Below are 22,180 nucleotides of genomic sequence, written 5' to 3'. Positions count from 1 at the left end.
TCAAACTCCGTGATAGCTGGTTCTCCCCGAAATGCATTTAGGTGCAGCGTCGTGTGTTTCTTGCCGGAGGTAGAGCACTGGATAGGCGATGGGCCCTACCGGGTTACTGACCTTAGCCAAACTCCGAATGCCGGTAAGTGAGAGCGCGGCAGTGAGACTGTGGGGGATAAGCTCCATGGTCGAGAGGGAAACAGCCCAGAGCATCGACTAAGGCCCCTAAGCGTGTGCTAAGTGGGAAAGGATGTGGAGTCGCAGAGACAACCAGGAGGTTGGCTTAGAAGCAGCCACCCTTGAAAGAGTGCGTAATAGCTCACTGGTCAAGTGATTCCGCGCCGACAATGTAGCGGGGCTCAAGCACACCGCCGAAGTCGTGTCATTGCGATATGACCCCCAACGGGGATCGTGATGGGTAGGGGAGCGTCGTGTGCCGGGTGAAGCAGCCGTGGAAACGAGTTGTGGACGGTTCACGAGTGAGAATGCAGGCATGAGTAGCGATTCACACGTGAGAAACGTGTGCGCCGATTGACTAAGGGTTCCTGGGTCAAGCTGATCTGCCCAGGGTAAGTCGGGACCTAAGGCGAGGCCGACAGGCGTAGTCGATGGACAACCGGTTGATATTCCGGTACCCGCTTTGAAGCGCCAAACATCGAATCAGGCGATGCTAAGTCCGTGAAGCCGCCCTGAGCTCTTCGGAGCGTAGGGGAGTGGTGGAGCCGACGAACCAGACTTGTAGTAGGTGAGTGATGGGGTGACGCAGGAAGGTAGTCCAGCCCGGGCGGTGGTTGTCCCGGGGTAAGGGTGTAGCCCGTGCGGTAGGCAAATCCGTCGCACGTTGAAGGGTGAGACCTGATGCCGAGCCGATTGTGGTGAAGTGGATGATCCTATGCTGTCGAGAAAAGCCTCTAGCGAGTTTCATGGCGGCCCGTACCCTAAACCGACTCAGGTGGTCAGGTAGAGAATACCGAGGCGTTCGGGTGAACTATGGTTAAGGAACTCGGCAAAATGCCCCCGTAACTTCGGGAGAAGGGGGGCCATTGCTGGTGATGAGGTTTTCCCTCTGAGCTGGTGGTGGCCGCAGAGACCAGCGAGAAGCGACTGTTTACTAAAAACACAGGTCCGTGCGAAGCCGTAAGGCGATGTATACGGACTGACGCCTGCCCGGTGCTGGAACGTTAAGGGGACCGGTTAGCTTGGTTTCGACCAGGCGAAGCTGAGAACTTAAGCGCCAGTAAACGGCGGTGGTAACTATAACCATCCTAAGGTAGCGAAATTCCTTGTCGGGTAAGTTCCGACCTGCACGAATGGCGTAACGACTTCTCGACTGTCTCAACCATAGGCCCGGTGAAATTGCACTACGAGTAAAGATGCTCGTTTCGCGCAGCAGGACGGAAAGACCCCGGGACCTTTACTATAGCTTGATATTGGTGTTCGGTTCGGCTTGTGTAGGATAGGTGGGAGACTGTGAAGCCGTGACGCCAGTCATGGTGGAGTCATTGTTGAAATACCACTCTGGTCGTGCTGGATGTCTAACCTGGGTCCGTGATCCGGATCAGGGACAGTGTCTGGTGGGTAGTTTAACTGGGGCGGTTGCCTCCCAAAGGGTAACGGAGGCGCCCAAAGGTTCCCTCAGCCTGGTTGGCAATCAGGTGTTGAGTGTAAGTGCACAAGGGAGCTTGACTGTGAGACTGACGGGTCGAGCAGGGACGAAAGTCGGGACTAGTGATCCGGCGGTGGCTTGTGGAAGCGCCGTCGCTCAACGGATAAAAGGTACCCCGGGGATAACAGGCTGATCTTCCCCAAGAGTCCATATCGACGGGATGGTTTGGCACCTCGATGTCGGCTCGTCGCATCCTGGGGCTGGAGTCGGTCCCAAGGGTTGGGCTGTTCGCCCATTAAAGCGGTACGCGAGCTGGGTTTAGAACGTCGTGAGACAGTTCGGTCCCTATCCGCTGTGCGCGTAGGAGTATTGAGAAGGGCTGTCCCTAGTACGAGAGGACCGGGACGGACGAACCTCTGGTGTGCCAGTTGTCCTGCCAAGGGCATGGCTGGTTGGCTACGTTCGGGAGGGATAACCGCTGAAAGCATCTAAGCGGGAAGCCTGCTTCGAGATGAGTGCTCCCACCTCCTTGAGAGGGTAAGGCTCCCAGTAGACGACTGGGTTGATAGGCCAGATATGGAAGCCCGGTAACGGGTGGAGTTGACTGGTACTAATAGGCCGAGGGCTTGTCCTCAGTTGCTCGCGTCCACTGTGTTTGTTCTGAAGTAACGAACTCGCCTTGTCGGCTGGAGTTGTTATCTTCATAGTGTTTCGGTGGTCATAGCGTTAGGGAAACGCCCGGTTACATTTCGAACCCGGAAGCTAAGCCTTTCAGCGCCGATGGTACTGCAGGGGGGACCCTGTGGGAGAGTAGGACGCCGCCGAACAATTTTTGTGGGAAAGCCCCGCACCGTATGGTGCGGGGCTTTCCTGCGTTCACGGCCCGGCGTTTAGGGTTTCTGCCATGCGATACGACCTGGTGATCTTCGACAACGACGGTGTGCTCGTCGACAGTGAGCCGATCTCCAACACCATCCTGGCCGGCTACCTCACCGAACTCGGGCACCCGACGACGTACGAAGAATCCATCCGCGACTACATGGGAGCGGCGATACACCGGGTGCACGACCTCGTCGCCGAGCGGACCGGCCGGCAGCTGCCGGCGGACTTCGACACCACGTTCCACGCGCGGGTCTTCGCGGCATTCGAGGAGCAGCTGACGCCCGTCACCGGGGTGCCGGAACTGCTGGCAGAACTGGCCGCGGCCGGCATCCCGTACTGCGTCGCGTCCTCCGGGAGCCATGAGCGGATCAGAGTCGGCCACCGGAAGACGGGGCTCGACCGGTGGTTCGCCGACGAGCGCATCTTCAGCTCGGAGGACGTGGGGCGGGGCAAGCCGGCGCCCGACCTCTTCCTGCACGCGGCGGAGAAGATGGGCGTGGCTCCCGAGCGGTGCGCTGTCATCGAGGACAGCCCGCTGGGGGTGCGCGCGGCGGTAGCGGCCGGCATGGACGTGTACGGGTTCACGGCCATGACTCCGGCCGACCGGCTGGCGGGTGCGACCGCGCTCTTCTCCGAGATGGCGATGCTCCCGGACTTCCTCGTGTGAGGCAGTTGTGTGATTCATCTACCCATCGGTAGCGGCGAGTTCTACGCTGTCCGGCCATGACCGCTTCCGCCGTGACCATCCGGCCATGACCGTCCCCTTCGGGCGCGCCCCTGAGCCGCGCCTCCGGCACGGCCGGGCCGCGCTCGCCCTGGGCTTCTTCGTCCAGGGGGTGGTGTTCGCACTGCTCGTGACGCGGATACCGGCCATCCAGGACCGGTACGGGATCTCCGACGGGCTGCTGCCCGCTTTCCTCGCCGCCGTACCGGTGCTGGCCGGAGTGGGCAGCGTGGCGACCGAGCAGCTGGTGAAGCGGGTCCGGCCGGCCCTCGTCCTGAGGTCCGCGCAGCCGGTCGCCTGCCTGGCGCTGGTCGCGGTGGGGTCCGGCAGCGGCCTGGCCCAGGTGGCCGTGGCCCTGGCGGTGTTCGGGGTGGCGGTCGGGGCGCTGGACGCCGCGATGAACATGCTCGGGGTGGGTCTGCAGCGCGCCTACGGGCGCAGCATCATGCTCGGCTTCCACGCGGTCTACAGCCTCGGCGGCATCCTGGGCGCTTCGCTGGCGTGGGCGGGTGCCCACTGGGGGCTGCCGCTGGCGCTCCTGTACGGGCCGGTCGCCGCAGTGGCCGTACCGGCCGTCCTGATCGCCGGGCACTGGTACGTCGATCAGGAGCGCGGACGAGCGGGCCAGGGTGCCGCCCGGGTCTCCCTCTCGATGCGGCTGCTTCTCCCCCTCTGCCTCGTCATGGCGTTCGCGTACATCGGGGACTCGACGGTCTCCAACTGGAGCGCGAAGTACCTGCAGGACGTGCTGGGCAGCTCGGAGCAGCTGGCGACCGTGCCGTACAACGTCTACATGGTCACCACGCTGCTGGGGAGGGCCGTGGGGGACCTGGGGGTACGGAAGTTCGGGCCGGTGGCGGTGGTGCGGACGGGCGCGGTGGTGGCCGCCGCGGGGTTCGCCGTCGTGGCCGTGGCCCCCGGCGCGTGGCCGGGCATGGCGGGCTTCACGCTGCTGGGCCTGGGGCTGTGCGTGATCGTGCCGCAGACGTTCGCGGCGGCGGGCCGGCAGGCGTACGAGGCACACGGTCCGGCGGGCGGTCCGGAAGCATCGGACGCGGCCGTCGCGCGACTGAATATCTTCAACTATGCGGGCTTTCTGGTCGGTTCACCGCTGGCGGGGGCGGTGGGGGATGCCTGGAGTTACCGCGGGGCGATGCTGGTGCCGATGGTGCTCGTGCTGGCGACTTTGGTGTACGCCCCATCGTTCGGCGGTGAGCGGGCCCGATACGGTGGCGGACATGAGCGGCCGCGCACAGCTGATGTGGGACGAGGCAGTAACGGGCTATGACTTCGGGCCCGGGCACCCGATGGACCCGGTGCGGCTCGCACTGACCATGCGGCTGGTGGAGGCGTACGGCCTCGACCGCGCGCCGGTGCAGCTGACGGCGGCCAAGGCGGCGGGCCTGTCCACGCTGCGGCTGGTGCACCGCGAGGACTACATCGACGCCGTGCGGCGGGCCTCGGCCGATCCCAAGGCGGCGGAGACGGGGTACGGACTCGGTACCGTGGACAGCCCGGCGTTCGCGGGGATGCACGAGGCATCGGCGCTGATCGCCGGGCAGTCGGTGGGCGCGGCCGAGGCGGTGTGGCGCGGGACAGCGCTGCACGCGGTGAACTTCGCCGGCGGGCTGCACCATGCGATGCCGGGCGGGGCGGCCGGTTTCTGCATCTACAACGACGCGGCGCTGGCGATCGCGCGCCTCCTGGAGCTGGGCGCGCGCCGGGTGGCGTACGTCGATGTCGACGTGCACCACGGGGACGGTGTGCAGGCCGCGTTCTGGGAGGACCCGCGCGTCCTGACGATCTCGCTGCACGAACACCCGCGCACCCTCTTCCCGCAGACCGGCTGGCCGGAGGAGACCGGCGCCGAGGGTGCGGAGGGCAGCGCGGTGAACGTGGCGCTGCCGGCCGGCACGGGGGACGACGGCTGGCAGCGTGCTTTCCATGCCGTGGTACCGGAGCTGGTGGCCGGTTTCCGGCCCGACGTGATCGTCACCCAGCACGGCGCCGACACGCACTTCGAGGATCCGCTGGCGCACCTGGCGGTGAGCGTGGACGCGCAGCGTGCGGTGGCCGAGACCTGCCACCGGCTCGCGCACGAGCACTGCGAGGGGCGCTGGGTCGCGCTCGGCGGCGGCGGTTACGCGGTGGTCGACGTGGTGCCGCGGACCTGGACGCATCTGGTCGCGATCGCCGCGGGGCAGCCGCTGGACCCGGCGACGGACATCCCGGAGGAGTGGCGGCACGAGGTGTACCGGCTGACGCGGCAGCCGGGACCGCGGCGGATGACGGACGGCCGGGAGCCGGTGTTCCGGGACTTCGCCGACAGCGGGTACGACCCGGCGGACCGGCTGGACCAGGCGATCCTGGCCACCCGCCGGGCGGTGTTCCCGGCGCACGGACTGCTGCCCTAGCCCCTGCTCCAGGAGCGGAGCCGGTCGGCCCTCTTACGTAATCTTCCCGCCGCTCGGACCCTTCGTACGTGTGATTACCCATCAGTCAGGGCATGCGGTGGGAGTCCGGGCGTCAGCATGGGCGGCGTGTCGAGCACTGGCGCGCTGCGGGCGCATCTCGTCGGAGCACGGCTCGCGGGGTCGATCGCGACCTCGCGGGAGAAGAGCCTGAACCGCTACCGCCTCTTCGCGGCAGGGGACCCTCGCGCGTTGATCGGACTGGAGCCCGAAGGGGAGTGGTCCCTCGGTGATCTGCTCGGGCTCATGGGAGAGCGGTGCGGTGTTTCGGCCGATCCTGCGCATATTTCTGGCACAGATGTGATCGACCCCGACCGGACCGTGGCGGCGCTGGATGCGTTCGCCGACCGGCTGGGGGAGGCGGCCGGCAGCCGGTCGCCGGTACTGATCGGCACGGGCCATCCGGACCGTCTCGGCGGCTTCTACAGCGGCCTTGCAGACGCTTTGTCGGCGGCGGGATGCCCCGTCCTCACCCCTGCGTACGGCACAAGTATCGACATAGTGACCCGGTTTGGGGTACGCACGTACAACCTTGCGTACGTACGAGGAGTCGCGCGGATGCGCGAACCCGGCGTGCGGGGGGACCTCGGGGAGCCGGGGATTCACACGCACTCCCCCTCCCGGTTCGTAGTGCTCTTGGTGCTGCCGCAGACGCCGCCGGGCCCCTTCCCGAGCTCGTGATCGGGGACCACGGATGGGTCTGCGGAGCAGGTCAGCTGGGCTTTGAGGCCATCGGCCTGGCGGATACGGACGATCCGGCACTGTTCGTCGGGCAGGCGGAGGGGCGGGTGTCCGTCGTAGTTCCGCTTGATGACGCTGTGCGGTCTGATTACTACCGACCGCTTACTCGCTATGTACTCAATCGAGCGTGTCTGTCACAGTAGGCGGCCGATGGCTACTCCTCTTCCCCACTCGCATCACCCGCCCCTAACCTGGGGAGTGAGCGCATAGCGACGAAGAGTCACCGGAGGGGAAGCCGGTGCCCGTCATGTGCGGAAGGACCAGGTGTGTCATGGCTGCAGACCAGAGGCCTCTGAATGAGGTCGTGTTCCTTACTGTGGCGGAAGTTGCCACAGTGATGCGAGTGTCGAAGATGACCGTGTACCGCTTGGTGCACAGCGGTCATCTGCCCGCGATCCGAGTGGGGAGGTCGTTCCGGGTACCGGAGCAGGCGGTCCACGACTACCTCCGCGAGTCCTACGTGGGGGTGGAATCGGCCTGACGGGGGGCCTGACGAGCCCTTTCCGGGGCCCGGTGAGGCCGTACGGAGGTCATGGTGACCCTCGGATTACGCCGTACGCTCGGCGCCAGGTAGGCTGGCCCGATGTAGGTAGTGTGGGCTCGGACGCCCCGCACCGAGTGATTCGAAGTGAGCGAGGGTAGTCGTGGGCTCTGTTATCAAGAAGCGGCGCAAGCGGATGGCGAAGAAGAAGCACCGCAAGCTGCTCAAGCGCACGCGTGTTCAGCGTCGCAACAAGAAGTAAGCGACGCTGAGTGCGACTCCGCAGCCCCCCACCGCACGGTGGGGGGCTGCGGTGCGTTCGGGGGCACGCACACCCGGAAGCGGGGTACCCGGCACCGGCACGCCGAGCGGAAGCCGCATGACCGGGGCCGCGTCCGGAAGACTGTGCGCAGGACCGGACCAGGCCGAAAGTCGCTGGGGGTTGTCCACAGGTCATCACAGCGCAACAACGACCGGATAGCGTGGGCCGCCACATCTCGGCACGTGCGGGGGCGGGCGGGGGACGATGGTGGGAAGGAAGGGCTGATCTTGGGCAAGGTCGTGCTCGTCACGGGAGTCGCACGTCAGCTGGGCGGCCGCTACGTCCGCCGGCTCCAGCGCGACCCCGACGTCGACCGGGTGATCGGTGTCGATGCCGTGCCGCCCGAGCACCACCTCGGTGGCGCGGAATTCCTCAAGGCCGACATCAGACATCCGGCCATCGCCAAGGTCCTCGCCGAGACCGGCGTGGACACCGTCGTCCACATGGACATCCACGGCACCCCGCTCGGTTCCCGCGGCAGCCGCTCGTCGGTCAAGGAGACCAACGTCATCGGCACGATGCAGCTGCTCGGCGCCTGCCAGAAGGCACCGCACGTCAAGCGGCTGGTCGTGAAGTCCTCCACGAGTGTGTACGGCTCGGCGCCCCGCGACCCGGCGGTCTTCACCGAGACCACCGGCGCCAAGTCGCTGCCCAGCGGCGGCTTCGCGAAGGACGTCATGGAGGTGGAGGGGTACGTACGCGGCTTCGCCCGCAGGCGGCCCGACGTCGCGGTCTGCGTGCTGCGGTTCGCCAACATCCTCGGGCCGTGCGCGGACTCCCCGCTCGCCGAGTACTTCTCGCTGCCCGTGCTGCCCACCGTCCTCGGGTACGACCCGCGTCTGCAGTTCGTGCACGAGGAGGACGCGATCGAGGCGCTGCGCCTGGCGACGGCCGAGCCCCGCCGGGGCACGCTCAACAGCGGCACGTTCAACATCGCGGGCGACGGCGTGCTGCTGCTCTCGCAGTGCGCGCGGCGGCTGGGCCGGCCCACCCTGCCGCTGCTGCTGCCGACGGTCACCTGGGCGGGCTCGATGCTGCGCCAGCTCGGGGTCACGGACTTCTCGCCGGAGCAGGTCCGGATGCTCACGCACGGCCGGGTCGTCCGGACGACCCAGATGCGCGAGACACTGGGGTTCGAACCGGCGTACACCACGGCCGAGACCTTCGCGGAGTTCGTCCGCAGCCGCGGGCCCGGCCTGCTGCCGCCGGAGACCGTCTCCCGTACCGTCGACCGGCTCGCCGCGCTGCTGCCCGCAGCCAGTGCCCAGACCCAGTGAGGAGTTCACCCACGATGGCGGACGCCAAGGTCATCCCGTTCGGCGAGGAGCCGCGCTCGCGGAGAAGGACCAAGCGGTCGGGCGACACGGCGCGGGGCGCGGGCCTGACGCCCGTACCACCGCCGCGCCAGGAGGAGCCGGAGGCCGCGGCCCCCGGTGACGTGCCCGGGGAACAGGGCACGTCCTGGGAACAGCGGCTCGCCGGCGGGCTCAGCTTCCTGCGCAGACGGCTCACCGGTGAGTACGAGGTCGACGACTTCGGGTACGACGAGGAGCTCACCGACCAGGTCATGATGTCCGTGCTGCGACCCCTGTACGAGAAGTACTTCCGGGTCGAGGTGAAGGGCATCGAGAACATCCCCGACAAGGGCGGGGCGCTCATCGTCGCCAACCACTCCGGGACGCTGCCGCTGGACGGCCTGATGCTCCAGGTCGCGGTGCACGACCAGCACCCGGCGGGGCGTCACCTGCGGCTGCTGGCGGCCGACCTGGTGTTCATGCTGCCGGTGGTCAACGAGCTGGCGCGGAAGGCCGGACACACGCTGGCCTGCACGGAGGACGCCGAGCGGCTGCTGGAGCGCGGCGAGGTGGTCGGCGTGATGCCGGAGGGCTTCAAGGGGGTCGGCAAGCCCTTCTCGGACCGGTACCGCCTGCAGCGCTTCGGGCGCGGCGGTTTCGTGTCGACGGCGCTGAAGGCCGGGGTGCCGATCGTGCCGTGCTCGATCGTGGGCGCGGAGGAGATCTACCCGATGATCGGGAACGCCAAGACGCTGGCGCGGCTGCTGGGTTTCCCGTACTTCCCGATCACGCCGACGTTCCCGTGGCTGGGGCCGCTGGGCGCCGTGCCGCTGCCGACGAAGTGGACCATCCAGTTCGGTGAGCCGATTCCGACGGACGGGTATCCGGCGGAGGCGGCGGACGATCCGATGCTGATGTTCAACCTCACCGACCAGGTGCGCGAAACGATTCAGCACACGCTCTACAAGCTGCTGGTGCAACGGCGTTCGGTGTTCTTCTGACGCCCGCCGGGGCGGGCCCGTACGCATGCGACGGCGCCGGGTGTTCTTCTGGAGGGAAGGACCGGAAGACCACCCGGCGCCGCCGGGCCGCGGGCGGCGCGCCGCACTCGCCGCGCGCCGCTACTCGCCCCGGCCCTCGACGCCGAGGTCCGGCAGCAGATCCGGAAGCAGCGGCGGGATGGTGACGTCCGGCTCGGCGGGCTCGTCGCTCTCGCGCTCGCCCTCCGAGGGGGACGGGCTGTCGTCCTTCGGCGGGTCGAGCAGGCCGCCGGTGCTGCCGCCGAGCAGGCCGTCCTCCTTCGAAGAGGCGGACGAGGACGGGCTGGGCGTCGGCGAGTCGTCGTGCTTGCCGCTCGCCGAGGGGCTGCCGGAACGGGACGGCTCCGCCGAGGGGTCCTGCTCCGGCACGCCGGAGGAGGGGGTGCCGTGCCCGGCGCTCTTGTCGGCGTCCTTCTTCGGCAGCAGCGGGCGCAGCGGCCCGACCTCCTCGTCTATGGCGTCGAAGACCGAGCTGACGTCCCGGGAGACGTCGGCGAGCTGGACCGGGAGCCGGTCCCGCAGCCGGGCCCAGCCGTCGCGGTGCGACGAGGTGAAGGAGTCCAGCGCCTGGATGGCGCCGAGCGAACCGTCCCGCTCGTACGCGCCGTGCAGCAGCCGGTGGGCCGTGCCGGCGTCCTGGGTGACACCCGACAGCGACCTGCGCACCTCGGACAGGGTCTCGTGCTCCAGCGGCCCGGACTTCAGGCGCTCCATCAGCCGACGGGCCTCGTGCATCCGGCTGGAGGCCTGGTCGAGGTAGAGCCGGCCGCGGTCGGAGTCGTCCTCGGCCATGCCGAGCTTGAGGTCCTCCATGCCGCGCTTGAGGCCGTAGAGCGAATCGCCGGGCAGCGCGTCGGAGCTCGCGGCGGCCACTCCGCTCAGCGCGCCCGCCGCCACGCCGACCGTCAGCCCGCCGGCGGCGAGCCTCCTGGACAGCCGGGACCGTGGACGCAGCCGCCCGAGTGACTTGGCGGCGCGGTGCGCGCCTCGCACGCCGCGCTGCTGGGGCACCTTCGCGCCGTCGGAGGGTGCGCCGCCTTCGGCGAAGGCGGCCTCCATCGCGGCGATGAGCTGGGCGCGCTGGATCGTGCGCGCCTCGGGGTCCAGCGTGGGCTTGGGGAGCTCCCCCAGGCCGCCGGCGACTGCCAGCAGCCGTGCCGTTTCGGGCTCCGCCGGCTCCTGCCCCGGTGTGTCGATCTGCTCATCGGCCGCGCCCTGGAAGTCCTGGTCCTCCAGAGCCTGGGCGAAGGCGTGAGCCCGCCGGTGCGTCGATACGTTCGCGATCACGGGCGGCACCTCCTCTCATCATCCCGCTCGACTCCCCGGACTGGCTTGACGATCCAGCAGGGCCGGAAGGCTGCACGCCGCGCGCGCAACCACTCGATCGAGTGAGCGGCCGCGGGCATGGCGTGTCCGCAGGGAGCCTGCATTCCGCACAACGAGCGGCGCAGTACTCGGGTTACGCCCTCACGATGATGTGACGGACCGGTACCGAGCGATGGCTGAAAGTGATGGCCTGGTCATGGCTTGGCGGCACAATGAGAGTGTCACGCGGGACGGATGTTCGGGGTGGGGGGCGGTCGTTCGAGGGGGACGGGGACGGGTGGGGACGTGGCAGGGCGGGCGGCGTCAGCGGGCGTCGTCCGGCAGCAGGCGCGCGAGGGTCCGGACCGCGCGGTACTGGAGGGTCTTGATCGCTCCCTCGTTCTTGCCCATGACGCGGGCGGTCTCGGCGACCGACAACCCCTGGAGGAACCGGAGCGTGACGCATTCCTGTTGCTGGGGGTTGAGTTTGCGGACGGCTTCGAGGAGGGCGGCGTTGGACAGGGATTCCAGGACCGAGTCCTCGGGGCTGCGCTCGACCTCGTTGGCGTCGAGCATCTCGCCCGTGGTCACCTCCAGGCGGAAGCGTGAGGACTTGAAGTGGTCGGCGACGAGGTTGCGCGCGATGGTCACCAGCCAGGCTCCGAAGTCCCGGCCCTGCCAGGTGAAGGTGCCGATCCGGCGCAGTGCGCGCAGGAACGTCTCGCTGGTCAGGTCCTCGGCGGTCGCCCGGCCGCCGACGCGGTAGTAGATGTAGCGGTAGACCGTGTCGGCGTACTGGTCGTAGAGCCGGCCGAACGCGTCGGCCTCGCCCGCCTGGGCCCGTTCGACGAGGTCCATCATGCGGCGGCTGTCGCTGTCGGCGGGCCGGCGGGCGGTGGTCGTGCCGCCGCGGCGCGTTCGGCTGCCGGCGGACCTGGCGCCGACGGCGGTCCTGGCGTCCGCCAGGGCGTAGCAGGCGCTGGCGGGTCCTGCTGCAGGGGCTGGTGTGGCGAGGGCGGGGACGGCGTACGCGGTGGGGACGAAACTGCGCAGGTGGTCGACGAGTGTCGTACGCAGCGTAGCCAGGCCCGAGGCGTCAACCCCGACGTGTGGGTACACGGGACTCCCAGAGGCAGAGCTTCCATCACGTGCAGTGCGGGACCGTTCACCCGCGGTAGGGGCTTATGGGTTCCGGTTTGCGTCTGAGGAGAATAACGCTTCGTACAGGCAGCGCTACACCCAGTTGCTCAAATCGTCGATTCGGTCTGGTCTGTTACGTATTTCTGCACGATCAAGTATCAAATGCTGAACAGGTATTGATCGGGGAGTGACGAGATCTGCCTGGTTGGAGGGCGTGTTGTGGCGCACCGGGCGTCGCGCCGCCCTGCCCGTACGGGTGCGGCACGAAGAAGGTTTGCCCTGCACACAGCGGTACGCGTGTTCGTACGGGGCGCGCGGACGCACCCTCAGGAGTGGCACGGCGAAGGCCAGCGCGAAAAAACTGACACGCGCCGTCCATCTGATCATCGGCGGGCGAGGCGTACCCGGCCGTTTCGGTGACGGCGAGTAACGTAGAGCCCCAGGCTGGAAGTTGGGCGGGCTTCCGGTTGTACGGCTCGCCCCGGGAGTGGCGCCGTCAGCGTCGCCGGCGCTGCAGGGCCACGGCGGCCGCCGCGCCGCCCGCCACCGCGCCCACCCCGGCCGCCGCCGGGATGCCGATCTTGGCGGCCTTGCGGCCGGTGCGGTAGTCGCGCAGCCGCCAGCCGTGCTCGCGCGCGTGCTTGCGCAGCCGGGTGTCGGGGTTGATCGCGTACGGGTGGCCGACGAGCGAGAGCATCGGGATGTCGTTGGCGGAGTCGCTGTACGCGGCGCAGCGCGAGAGGTCCAGGCCCTCGGCCATGGCCAGCGCGCGTACCGCCTCGGCCTTGGCGGGCCCGTGCAGCGGTTCGCCGACCAGCTTGCCCGTGTAGACCCCGCCGACGGACTCGGCGACCGTGCCGAGCGCACCGGTCAGGCCGAGCCGGCGGGCGATGATCGTGGCGGTCTCGACGGGCGCCGCGGTCACCAGCCACACCTTCTGGCCCGCGTCCAGGTGCGCCTGGGCGAGCGCGCGGGTGCCGGGCCAGACCCGCTCGGCCATGTACTCGTCGTAGATCTCCTCGCCTATGGTCATCAGCTCGGAGACGCGGTGGCCCTGGACGATGGAGAGCGCGCTGTTGCGTACGTCCTCCATGTGCTCGGGGTTCTCCGAGCCGGCCAGCCGGAAGTACGCCTGCTGCCACACGAAGCGGGCGAGGTCGCGCTTGTGGAAGAAGTGCCGTTTGTAGAGGCCGCGCCCGAAGTGGTAGATCGCGGCGCCCTGCATGACGGTGTTGTCGAGGTCGAAGAAGGCGGCTGCCTTGTCGTCGCCGACGACCGGGAAGTCCGGCTCGGCGTCCTCCGCTTCGCTGTCGGCGGCCGCCGCGGCGGCTTCAGCTGCGGCCTGTGCCTCGGCCTCCTGGGAGCTCTTGCGGGCGGCCTCGGCCGCCGCCTCGCCGGCCAGCACGCTGCGCGCGGTGGCGGGGCGCCTGCGACGGGTGAGCCATCCCGTGACGAGGGACGCGCTGAAGGGGCTCCTGCCGGGGCGGTGCTCGGGCGACGGGTGGGCCATACCGCGAGCATAGCCAGTTTGTTCGGTGCCCCCGGTTACGCACGCATGTCAGGCAGGTACGGGGCGGCCGACGGTCGCGTTACGGCCACGCCGTGTGTGCATCGAGGGGGCGCGCATGGCTACGCCTCCGCGCCGCTCACGCCTCCGCACGCCGCGCACGTACGCCAGTGCACCACCGTTCGCGCTTCCGTACGCCGCGCACGCGCGCCCCTTCAGGCGCCCGGCGTGCGCCCTCGGCGGCTGCCCGGTGCCATCCGGTGCGACCCGGTGCGCAGCGCCTCTCCGTGCTCTCAGGCGCCCAGCGCCTTGCGCAGCCGCTGCGGGTCCACGCGCCAGAAGTCGTGCTGGGCTCCGTCGACGAGGATGACCGGAATCTGCTCCCAGTATTTGCGGTACAGCTCCTCGTCCTCCGTGATGTCCTTCTTCTCCCAGCCGGCGCCGGTCTCCGCGCAGACCGCCTCGATCACTTGCTGGGCGTCGTCGCAGAGGTGGCAGCCGGGCTTGCCGATGAGCGTGACCGTCCGGTCGGCGGGATTCTTGCGCTGGGTGCGGCGGAGAAGCGGGGCCATGCGCTCATTGTGCCTGGGCAGTGCCTCTTCGCGCCCTTCTCCGGGCGGGCTATGACGGCCGTCACGACCCTTCGGGCAGCGGGATGGTTTCCCGTACCATCGATGGGCGATTTGTTGGTGTACGGGGGTAAAACAGCAAGGAGAGTGGCGGTGTGCTCCCGTTCACGGTCCTGCGTTATGCGCGCGAAGCGTGTGAACGGAGTGGCGCGGGATGTGGTTCCGCGAATTGCCGCAATAAGTGCGTGACACCGGTCACGTTGACGGGACAAAGCGGACACCATCTTTGTGCACGCGTTCACAAAGACATAGCCTGCTATCGACAGGGCGGTCTTGAGACATTTGGCCGTCCAAAGCCCCGCTCTACCCGCAGGAGCACCGTGGCAACTGGCCGAACTCACCGACCGGCGACCCGAAGCCGAGGGATCCCCGAGGCCACCGTCGCCCGGCTTCCGCTGTATCTGCGTGCACTGACCGCGCTCTCGGAGCGTTCGGTCCCCACGGTCTCCTCCGAGGAGCTGGCCGCCGCGGCGGGGGTCAATTCCGCCAAGCTGCGCAAGGACTTCTCGTACCTCGGCTCGTACGGCACCCGCGGCGTGGGCTACGACGTGGAGTACCTCGTCTACCAGATCTCCCGGGAGCTCGGCCTCACGCAGGACTGGCCGGTTGTGATCGTCGGTATCGGTAACCTCGGCGCCGCGCTCGCCAACTACGGCGGCTTCGCCTCCCGCGGCTTCCGCGTCGCGGCCCTGATCGACGCCGACCCGGCCATGGCCGGCAAGCCCGTCGCGGGCATCGCCGTCCAGCACACCGACGAGCTCGAAAAGATCATCAACGACAACGGCGTCTCGATCGGTGTGATCGCGACCCCCGCGGGCGCGGCCCAGCAGGTCTGCGACCGCCTCGTCGCCGCCGGCGTCACCTCCATCCTGAACTTCGCGCCGACCGTGCTGTCCGTCCCCGAAGGGGTCGACGTGCGCAAGGTCGACCTCTCCATAGAGCTGCAGATCCTCGCCTTCCACGAGCAGCGCAAGGCCGGCGAGGAGGCCAGCAGCCAGGACGCCGCGCAGCCGGTGGCACCGGTGCGCCCCGCGCCCGCCGCCGGAACCGAGAACGGCCACGACGACTCCGACCGCAAGGGACCCGACGGGGACGTGCCCGCCGTGATGCCGGCATGAGCGAGCGAATCATGGAAAGGCGCGTCACAGGCGAAGGCTGTGCCTCGCGAAGCGAGGTGCAAGCATGAGCCTTCTCGTCGTCGGCCTGAGCCACCGCAGCGCGCCGGTCAGCATCCTGGAGCGGGCCGCGCTCGCGCCCGACTCCCGCGGCAAGCTGCTGCAGGACGTCGTGTCGGCCGAGCCGGCCGCCGAGTCGGCCGTGCTCTCCACCTGCAACCGCATCGAGCTCTACGCCGACGTGGACAAGTTCCACGCCGGTGTCGCCGAGCTGTCCACGCTGCTCGCCCAGCACAGCGGCGTCAGCCTCGACGAGCTCACGCCGTACCTCTACGTCCACTACGAGGACCGCGCCGTCCACCACCTGCTGTCCGTGGCCTGCGGCCTGGACTCCATGGTCGTCGGCGAGGGGCAGATCCTCGGCCAGATCAAGGACGCGCTCGCCCTCGCGCAGGACCAGCACACCGCGGGGCGCCTGCTGAACGACCTGTTCCAGCAGGCGCTGCGGGTCGGCAAGCGCGCGCACAGCGAGACCGGCATCGACAAGGCCGGCCAGTCCCTGGTCACCTTCGGCCTGGAGCAGCTGTCGGGCGCGGCCGGCGGTCACGACGCGCACTGCATCCTGGTCGACGACGCCGTGCCCGACGCCACGGCCCCGCTCGGTACGCCGAGCGTGGACGCCTGGGCCCGCGGAAAGCGGGCCCTGGTCATCGGCGCGGGTTCGATGTCCTCGCTCGCGGCCGCCACCCTGGCCCGCGCCGGCGTCTCGGAACTGGCCGTCGCCAATCGCACCCTGGAGCGGGCCGTACGGCTCACCGAGATCCTCACCGAGCCGGGCAGCCCCGGGCGCGCGAACGGCCTGACCGCCCGCGCCGTCCCGATGTCCGACGTACCGGCCGAGCTGGCCGGGGCGGACATCGTGATCTCGTGTACCGGGGCGACCGGCCTCGTCCTCACCGGCGAGGCGGTCGCGGCGGCCGTCGAGGGCCGTACGGACCGCGAACTGTCCCTGCTCGACCTGGCGATGCCGCGCGACATCGACGGCGCTGCGCACCGCATCGAGGGGGTGCGGCTGGTCGACATCGAGTCCCTGGCCGACGCGTCCGCCGACGCTCCCATGGCGTCCGACGTGGACCAGGTGCGCTCCATCGTCTCCGAGGAGGTCGCGGCCTTCGGCGCGGCCCAGCGCGCCGCGACGATCACCCCGACCGTGGTCGCCCTGCGCACCATGGCCGCCGACGTGGTCGCCGCCGAGCTCGCCCGCCTGGACGGCCGCCTCCCCGACCTGGACGACAAGCAGCGCGCGGAGATCAACCAGACCGTGCGCCGGGTCGTCGACAAGCTTCTGCACGCGCCCACGGTGAGGGTCAAGCAGCTCGCCAGCGAGCCCGGCGGCGCCGGGTACGCCGACGCGCTGACCAAACTCTTCGACCTCGACCCCCAGACGGTCGCCGCCGTCAGCCGGGCCGACACGCGCGCGGACAGGCACGACACAGCACGGGAGCAGCGCTCATGACGCACAACGCATTGCGACTCGGCACACGGCGCAGCAAGCTCGCCATGGCCCAGTCCGGACACGTCGCCGAGGCGGTCCGCCAGGTCACCGGCCGGCCCGTCGAGCTGGTGGAGATCACCACGTACGGCGACGTGTCCCGGGAGCAGCTGGCGCAGATCGGCGGTACCGGCGTCTTCGTCTCCGCGCTGCGCGACGCGCTGCTGAGCGGCGAGATCGACTTCGCCGTCCACTCGCTCAAGGACCTGCCGACCGCGCAGCCCGAGGACCTGACGCTCGCCGCGATCCCGGTCCGCGAGGACCCGCGGGACGCGCTGATCGCCCGCGACGGCCTGACGTTCGAGCAGCTGCCCGACGGCGCACGGGTCGGTACCGGCTCGCCGCGCCGCATGGCGCAGCTGAACGCCTGGGCGCGGTCGCTGGGCCGTCGTATCGAGACCGTGCCGATCCGCGGGAACATCGACACCCGCATCGGTTACGTCGAGAAGGGGGAGCTGGACGCGGTCGTACTGGCCGCTGCCGGGCTCAACCGGATCGGCCGCATCGGCGAGGCGACGGAGCTCCTGTCGCCCGACGTGGTTTTGCCTGCCCCCGGCCAGGGGGCGCTTGCGGTGGAGTGTGCCGCGACCAATGAGCACCTCGCCGCCCGGCTCGCCGAGCTCGACGACCCGTTCACCCGGGCCGCCGTGACCGCCGAGCGTTCCCTGCTCGCCGCTCTGGAGGCCGGCTGCTCCGCACCTGTGGGTGCGCTGGCCGATCTCCAGGAGGGCGAACGGGCTGTCACCGAAATGCGCCTGCGTGGCGTCGTCGGCACGACCGACGGCAGCACGCTGGTGCAGCTGTCCACCACCGGACACGTACCCACCTCCCGCGACGACGTTTCCGTACCGGCGACCATGGGCCGTGAGCTCGCCGCCGAGATGCTCGCCAAGGGTGCTGCCGGTCTTATGGGGGAGCGAGCACTTTGAACCCCACCGCCCCGAACCACCCCGCCGCCGGCCAGGTCACCTTCCTCGGTGCCGGGCCGGGAGACCCGGGTCTGCTCACGCTGCGCGCCGTTGAGGCGCTGTCCCACGCGGACGTGCTGATCGCGGACCCGCAGGTGCTCGACGTCGTCCGCACGCATGCCCGGGCGAACGTGGACACACCGTTGCAGGCTTCAGCTGACGAGGCGTCAATCCCCGCCGATGTCCCCACGCTTCGGGACACGACCAATCTTGTCATGGGTGCCGCGCGCACCGGCAAGCGGGTCGTGCGTGCCGTGTCCGGAGACCCCGGCCTGGACGCCAATGTGGCCGAGGAGATGCTGGCCTGCGCCTCCGAAGGCATCGGCTTCGAGGTCGTGCCGGGCGTCGCCGCAGCGGTCGGCGTGCCCGCGTACGCCGGCGTGCCGCTGCGTGACGCGCAGGGCACCGACGTCCGCTTCGTGGACGCCCGTACGGCCGACGACCGCTGCTGGTCCGAGGTCGGCACCAGCGACGCGACCGCCGTCGTCTCCACCACCCTGGACTCGGTGGCCGCGGCCGCCGGCGAACTGGTCTCGGCGGGCCGGAAGCCCGACACGCCGCTGACCGTCACGATCGCCGGTACGACCACCCGCCAGCGCACCTGGACCGCCACCCTCGGCACCATCGCGCAGACGCTCAAGGCCGCCAAGGTGCTGCCGTCGCCGGACGGCGGCCAGCCGGTCATAGCCGTGGTCGGCGAGCGCAGCTCCGCCGCCCAGCGGGACCAGCTCTCCTGGTTCGAGTCCAAGCCGCTGTTCGGCTGGAAGGTGCTCGTACCGCGGACCAAGGAGCAGGCCGCCTCGCTCTCCGACCAGCTCGTCTCGTACGGTGCCGTCCCCCACGAGGTGCCGACGATCGCCGTCGAGCCGCCGCGCACGCCCCAGCAGATGGAGCGCGCGGTCAAGGGCCTGGTCACCGGGCGGTACGAGTGGATCGCCTTCACCTCCGTCAACGCGGTGAAGGCCGTCCGCGAGAAGTTCGAGGAGTACGGCCTGGACGCCCGCGCCTTCGCGGGCATCAAGGTCGCGGCCGTCGGCGAGCAGACCGCCAAGGCGCTCATCGCCTTCGGCGTGAAGCCGGACCTGGTCCCCTCGGGGGAGCAGTCGGCCGCCGGCCTGCTGGAGGACTGGCCGCCGTACGACCCGGTCTTCGACCCGATCGACCGCGTCTTCCTCCCCCGTGCGGACATCGCCACGGAGACCCTGGTCGCGGGCCTGATCGAGCTGGGCTGGGAGGTCGACGACGTCACCGCGTACCGGACCGTGCGCGCGTCCCCGCCGCCGGCCACGACCCGCGAGGCCATCAAGGGCGGCGGCTTCGACGCGGTACTTTTCACCTCGTCTTCGACGGTGCGGAACCTCGTCGGCATCGCCGGCAAGCCGCACAACGTGACCGTGATCGCCTGCATCGGCCCGGCCACCGCCAAGACCGCCGAGGAGCACGGGCTGCGCGTGGACGTCATGTCGCCCGAGCCCTCGGTGCACAAGTTGGCCGAAGCGCTCGCGGACTTCGGCGCGGCCCGGCGTGCCGCCGCGGTCGAGGCCGGTGACCCCGTCACCCGTCCGAGCGAGCGCCGGCCCGGATCGCGTAGGAGGGCTCGGAGTTGAGCAGCACGTACGGACGATTCCCGGGAGCGCGGCCGCGTCGGCTGCGCACCACCCCCGCCATGCGCCGCATGGTGGCCGAACACCGGCTGCACCCGGCCGACCTGATCCTCCCCGCCTTCGTGCGGGAGGGGATCTCCGAGCCGGTGCCGATCGGTTCGATGCCGGGGGTCGTCCAGCACACCCGTGACACGCTGCGGAAGGCGGCCGTGGAGGCCGTGGAGGCCGGCGTCTCCGGGATCATGCTCTTCGGCGTGCCCGAGGAGTCCAAGAAGGACGCGAACGGTACGGCGGGCACGGACCCGGACGGCATCCTCCAGGTCGCCCTCCGCGACGTGCGGGAAGAGGTCGGCGACGACCTCGTGATCATGTCCGACCTGTGCCTGGACGAGTTCACCGACCACGGCCACTGCGGCGTCCTGACCCCGGACGGCCGGGTCGACAACGACGCGACGCTGGAGCGGTACGCGGAGATGGCCCGGGTCCAGGCCGAGGCGGGCGCCCACACCGTCGCGCCCAGCGGCATGATGGACGGCCAGGTCCGGGTGATCCGGGAGGCGCTGGACGGCATCGGCCACCAGGACGTCTCGATCCTGGCGTACACGGCGAAGTACGCCTCCGCCTTCTACGGCCCGTTCCGTGAGGCGGTCGGCTCCTCCCTCAAGGGCGACCGCAAGACCTACCAGCAGGACGGCGCGAACGCCCGCGAGGCGCTGCGCGAGCTCGCCCTCGACCTCGAAGAGGGCGCCGACATGGTCATGGTCAAGCCCGCCATGCCGTACCTGGACATCCTCCGGGACGTCGCCGAGTCCGTCGACGTCCCGGTCGCCGCGTACCAGATCTCCGGCGAGTACGCGATGATCGAGGCCGCCGCCGAGAAGGGCTGGATCGACCGCGACGCGGCGATCCTGGAGGCCCTGACCGGCATCAAGCGCGCCGGTGCGCAGAACATCCTGACGTACTGGGCGACGGAGGTCGCCCGCCGTCTCTGACTGCTGCTGCGCCGCCGATTTTCCGGGTTTGCGGGCCCCTGCTGCCGTAGCGGTGGCGGGGGCCCGGCTGCCGTTCGCGTACGGGTACGTGTCACCGGCCCGCCGCACTGGCGAAGTGGGCGTCGATCGAGGTGACGCGCCCCTGCCCGTCGAAGCGGACGCTGACCGGCGTGCCGTCGGGCAGCACGACGGAGAACCCGTCCTCCGTCCGCTGCAGGGCCACACCGTGGCGCTCGAAGTACCCGGTGACCACCTGGCTCTCCGCGCCCCCGAAGATGCCCGCGCCGGTCATCAGGATGCGGGGCAGCTTGACCGGGTCGGGCGCGGCCCGAGGAACGCGGGGGTCGTCCGGCACGAAATAGACGCGGGCCTCGGGGCTGGCCTGCGCGCCGATGTACCCCGGCGCGCCGAGCACGCTCATCGCGCCGAAGGCGAGCGTCTCCGCCGCCATACGCGGGTCCGGGGCGCCGCTCAGCGGAACGAGCTCATTCGTGAACTCGGGAATCTGCTGCTCGTGCCCGAACCGCCGTACGGCGTGCGCGGCCCCGGCGACGGGCGCATTCCCGAACCCGGGATTGGCCCACCCCCACAGCCACGAGCCGTCTCTCACATCCCACGTCCCGAGCACGGATATCCGCAGCTCCTGGCCGCCCTGGCGGTAATAGCGCTGATCGAGGTCAGCGCTCCAGTCCCCTTCGGGCAGAAATGTGTTGAACGTTTCGAGCTGCTCCACGCCCCAAGCGGCATAAGGCTGGACCGCCCGGACAAAAGCCTCACTGAATGCTGCGCTGTTCATCCCCCGACCCTACGAAGGCCGCGAATGCGGCCCAGGAGGCGGGGTCAACGGCGAGCGTGGGCCCTTCGGGGGCCTTGGAGTCCCGGATGTGGACGGTGGTGGGCGCGACGGCGATCTCGACGCAGGTGCTGCCGGCTTCTTCACCGCTGTAGCTGGACTTGAACCACTTCAGTGCGGCACTCATCGCTCTCCTAGCAGCCGGTCCAACATGCCTCTGGTGTCGGCGGGGTTGAGGGCTTGCGTTCGCAGCATCGCATACTTCATCGCCAGCCTGCTCACGTCGTCCGGGGCATAGATGAACTGGCTGCCGCGATGGGTGTCGGTATAGGCGAGGAGTTCGTGCTCCTGGGTCTCCAGTAGCACGAAGGGGCCGCTGAGTCCGGCATGTGCAATCTGGCCGAATGGCAGGATTTGAAGCGATACGCCGGGGAGGTCGGAGCAGACACGTAGTCGCCGTAGCTGTTCCTCGTACACCTCATCGCCGCCGAGCCGGTCCATCAAAGCCGCCTGGGAGATGATGAAGTGGGCGGTCAGCGGGGCGTCGCGACGAAGAATCGCCTGACGCTCGATTCTTGCCGTGACCAACTCTGCGATTTCCTCCTCGCAGTACATCGGAAGCCTCGTGCGAAAGACCGCACGAGCGTAGTTCTCGGTCTGGAGCAGGCCAGGGATGACCAGGGCTTCATACGAGTAGTGCGTGAGGCAGTCCCGCTCGTTGTCGACGAACTCGGCGCCCCACGTGGGGTACTTCTCGGCTTCCGGCAAGTGTTCGACGGACACCGCCAGTACGCCTCGCGTCCCCAGCTCCAGGTCCAGACGCTCGGCCAAGTCCCCTTTCAGGGGACGTCTTCCTTGCTCGATCGAGGCGATCGTCTCCTCGCCGACGCTGAGGCGTTCGCCCAGTTGCCGCTGGGTGTACCCGGCCAGGCGGCGGAACAGGGCCAGTTGGGCGCCGACGAGGCGTTGTGCGGACGCGTTCTTCCGGGGCTGCATGGGGACCCACTCCCACCATTTTCCGC

At 69.3% G+C, this 22,180-nt stretch carries 19 protein-coding genes, 2 rRNA genes and 1 pseudogene (1 of these 22 running past the window's edge); 15 read left to right on the top strand and 7 right to left on the bottom strand.

What is annotated here, in order from left to right; genetic code table 11:
• The 10 genes and pseudogenes from AAC944_RS17930 to AAC944_RS17885 form a co-directional block, all read left to right on the top strand.
• A 23S ribosomal RNA gene (locus AAC944_RS17930) occupies nt 1-2,231 on the top strand; it begins 891 nt to the left of the window's first position.
• 76 nt (nt 2,232-2,307) lie between these two features.
• A 5S ribosomal RNA gene (gene rrf / locus AAC944_RS17925) occupies nt 2,308-2,424 on the top strand.
• Between the two features lie 77 nt (nt 2,425-2,501).
• Complete coding sequence (locus AAC944_RS17920; protein WP_030620384.1) at nt 2,502-3,146, top strand: HAD family hydrolase; 645 nt, start codon at nt 2,502-2,504, stop codon at nt 3,144-3,146.
• Between the two features lie 85 nt (nt 3,147-3,231).
• On the top strand, nt 3,232-4,491 hold the full coding sequence (locus AAC944_RS17915; RefSeq protein WP_030620382.1) for an MFS transporter: 1,260 nt from the start codon (nt 3,232-3,234) through the stop codon (nt 4,489-4,491).
• Nucleotides 4,442-5,617 carry an acetoin utilization protein AcuC gene (locus tag AAC944_RS17910; RefSeq protein WP_030620380.1) on the top strand — a complete coding sequence of 392 codons (1,176 nt, stop codon included), beginning with the start codon at nt 4,442-4,444 and terminating at the stop codon, nt 5,615-5,617. The genes AAC944_RS17915 and AAC944_RS17910 overlap by 50 nt, the downstream gene beginning before the upstream one ends.
• 117 nt (nt 5,618-5,734) lie before the next feature.
• A pseudogene (locus tag AAC944_RS17905) lies at nt 5,735-6,495 on the top strand (phosphatase); the annotation flags it as partial.
• Nucleotides 6,496-6,686: 191 nt separating this feature from the next.
• Entirely contained in the window at nt 6,687-6,896 is a 210-nt protein-coding gene (locus tag AAC944_RS17900) for a helix-turn-helix domain-containing protein (protein ID WP_014144137.1), read from the top strand.
• Between the two features lie 163 nt (nt 6,897-7,059).
• Nucleotides 7,060-7,158 (top strand): 30S ribosomal protein bS22, encoded by a 99-nt coding sequence (locus AAC944_RS17895; protein WP_003948845.1) that lies wholly within the window; start codon nt 7,060-7,062, stop codon nt 7,156-7,158.
• Nucleotides 7,159-7,445: 287 nt separating this feature from the next.
• On the top strand, nt 7,446-8,495 hold the full coding sequence (locus AAC944_RS17890; RefSeq protein WP_030620371.1) for an NAD-dependent epimerase/dehydratase family protein: 1,050 nt from the start codon (nt 7,446-7,448) through the stop codon (nt 8,493-8,495).
• Between the two features lie 14 nt (nt 8,496-8,509).
• Entirely contained in the window at nt 8,510-9,514 is a 1,005-nt protein-coding gene (locus tag AAC944_RS17885; protein WP_030620368.1) for a lysophospholipid acyltransferase family protein, read from the top strand.
• 120 nt (nt 9,515-9,634) lie between these two features.
• On the opposite strand, the gene AAC944_RS17880 is transcribed toward AAC944_RS17885, so the two are convergent.
• The 4 genes from AAC944_RS17880 to AAC944_RS17865 form a co-directional block, all read right to left on the bottom strand.
• Complete coding sequence (locus tag AAC944_RS17880; RefSeq protein WP_030620364.1) at nt 9,635-10,840, bottom strand: DUF5667 domain-containing protein; 1,206 nt, start codon at nt 10,838-10,840, stop codon at nt 9,635-9,637.
• Between the two features lie 342 nt (nt 10,841-11,182).
• A complete protein-coding gene (locus AAC944_RS17875) occupies nt 11,183-11,977 on the bottom strand; it encodes an ECF subfamily RNA polymerase sigma factor, BldN family (protein WP_030620361.1) in 795 nt (264 codons plus the stop codon).
• Nucleotides 11,978-12,494: 517 nt separating this feature from the next.
• On the bottom strand, nt 12,495-13,403 hold the full coding sequence (locus AAC944_RS17870; protein WP_030620358.1) for an HAD family hydrolase: 909 nt from the start codon (nt 13,401-13,403) through the stop codon (nt 12,495-12,497).
• Nucleotides 13,404-13,798: 395 nt separating this feature from the next.
• Nucleotides 13,799-14,077, bottom strand: coding sequence for a glutaredoxin family protein (locus AAC944_RS17865; RefSeq protein ID WP_030620356.1), 279 nt, complete (start codon nt 14,075-14,077; stop codon nt 13,799-13,801).
• A 377-nt stretch (nt 14,078-14,454) separates the two neighbouring features.
• On the opposite strand from AAC944_RS17865, the gene AAC944_RS17860 reads away from it, so the two are divergent.
• From AAC944_RS17860 to hemB, 5 genes are all read left to right on the top strand, one after another.
• Nucleotides 14,455-15,252, top strand: a complete 798-nt coding sequence (locus AAC944_RS17860) for a redox-sensing transcriptional repressor Rex (RefSeq protein ID WP_030620352.1) — start codon at nt 14,455-14,457, stop codon at nt 15,250-15,252.
• A 64-nt stretch (nt 15,253-15,316) separates the two neighbouring features.
• Nucleotides 15,317-16,765, top strand: a complete 1,449-nt coding sequence (locus tag AAC944_RS17855; RefSeq protein WP_030620350.1) for a glutamyl-tRNA reductase — start codon at nt 15,317-15,319, stop codon at nt 16,763-16,765.
• Nucleotides 16,762-17,730, top strand: a complete 969-nt coding sequence (gene hemC / locus AAC944_RS17850) for a hydroxymethylbilane synthase (RefSeq protein WP_030620348.1) — start codon at nt 16,762-16,764, stop codon at nt 17,728-17,730. The genes AAC944_RS17855 and hemC overlap by 4 nt, the downstream gene beginning before the upstream one ends.
• Nucleotides 17,727-19,376: a bifunctional uroporphyrinogen-III C-methyltransferase/uroporphyrinogen-III synthase gene (locus AAC944_RS17845; protein ID WP_030620344.1), complete on the top strand. Its 1,650-nt coding sequence runs from the start codon at nt 17,727-17,729 to the stop codon at nt 19,374-19,376. Before hemC ends, AAC944_RS17845 begins: the two co-directional genes overlap by 4 nt.
• A complete protein-coding gene (hemB, locus tag AAC944_RS17840; protein WP_030620337.1) occupies nt 19,373-20,365 on the top strand; it encodes a porphobilinogen synthase in 993 nt (330 codons plus the stop codon). The genes AAC944_RS17845 and hemB overlap by 4 nt, the downstream gene beginning before the upstream one ends.
• Nucleotides 20,366-20,456: 91 nt before the next feature.
• Here hemB and AAC944_RS17835 read toward each other — a convergent pair whose 3' ends face one another.
• Genes AAC944_RS17835 through AAC944_RS17825 form a run of 3 tightly spaced genes read right to left on the bottom strand, consistent with a single transcriptional unit; the run spans nt 20,457 to nt 22,154 of the window.
• Nucleotides 20,457-21,161, bottom strand: a complete 705-nt coding sequence (locus AAC944_RS17835; RefSeq protein WP_037772844.1) for a DUF6882 domain-containing protein — start codon at nt 21,159-21,161, stop codon at nt 20,457-20,459.
• Nucleotides 21,139-21,345 (bottom strand): DUF397 domain-containing protein, encoded by a 207-nt coding sequence (locus AAC944_RS17830; protein ID WP_030620331.1) that lies wholly within the window; start codon nt 21,343-21,345, stop codon nt 21,139-21,141. The genes AAC944_RS17835 and AAC944_RS17830 overlap by 23 nt, the downstream gene beginning before the upstream one ends.
• A complete protein-coding gene (locus AAC944_RS17825) occupies nt 21,342-22,154 on the bottom strand; it encodes a helix-turn-helix domain-containing protein (RefSeq protein WP_030620330.1) in 813 nt (270 codons plus the stop codon). The genes AAC944_RS17830 and AAC944_RS17825 overlap by 4 nt, the downstream gene beginning before the upstream one ends.
• Nucleotides 22,155-22,180: the final 26 nt, after the last annotated feature.

The organism is Streptomyces sclerotialus (assembly GCF_040907265.1).
Taxonomy (GTDB): Bacteria; Actinomycetota; Actinomycetes; order Streptomycetales; family Streptomycetaceae; genus Streptomyces; species Streptomyces sclerotialus.
This window is presented reverse-complemented; position numbering and strand designations above follow the sequence as displayed.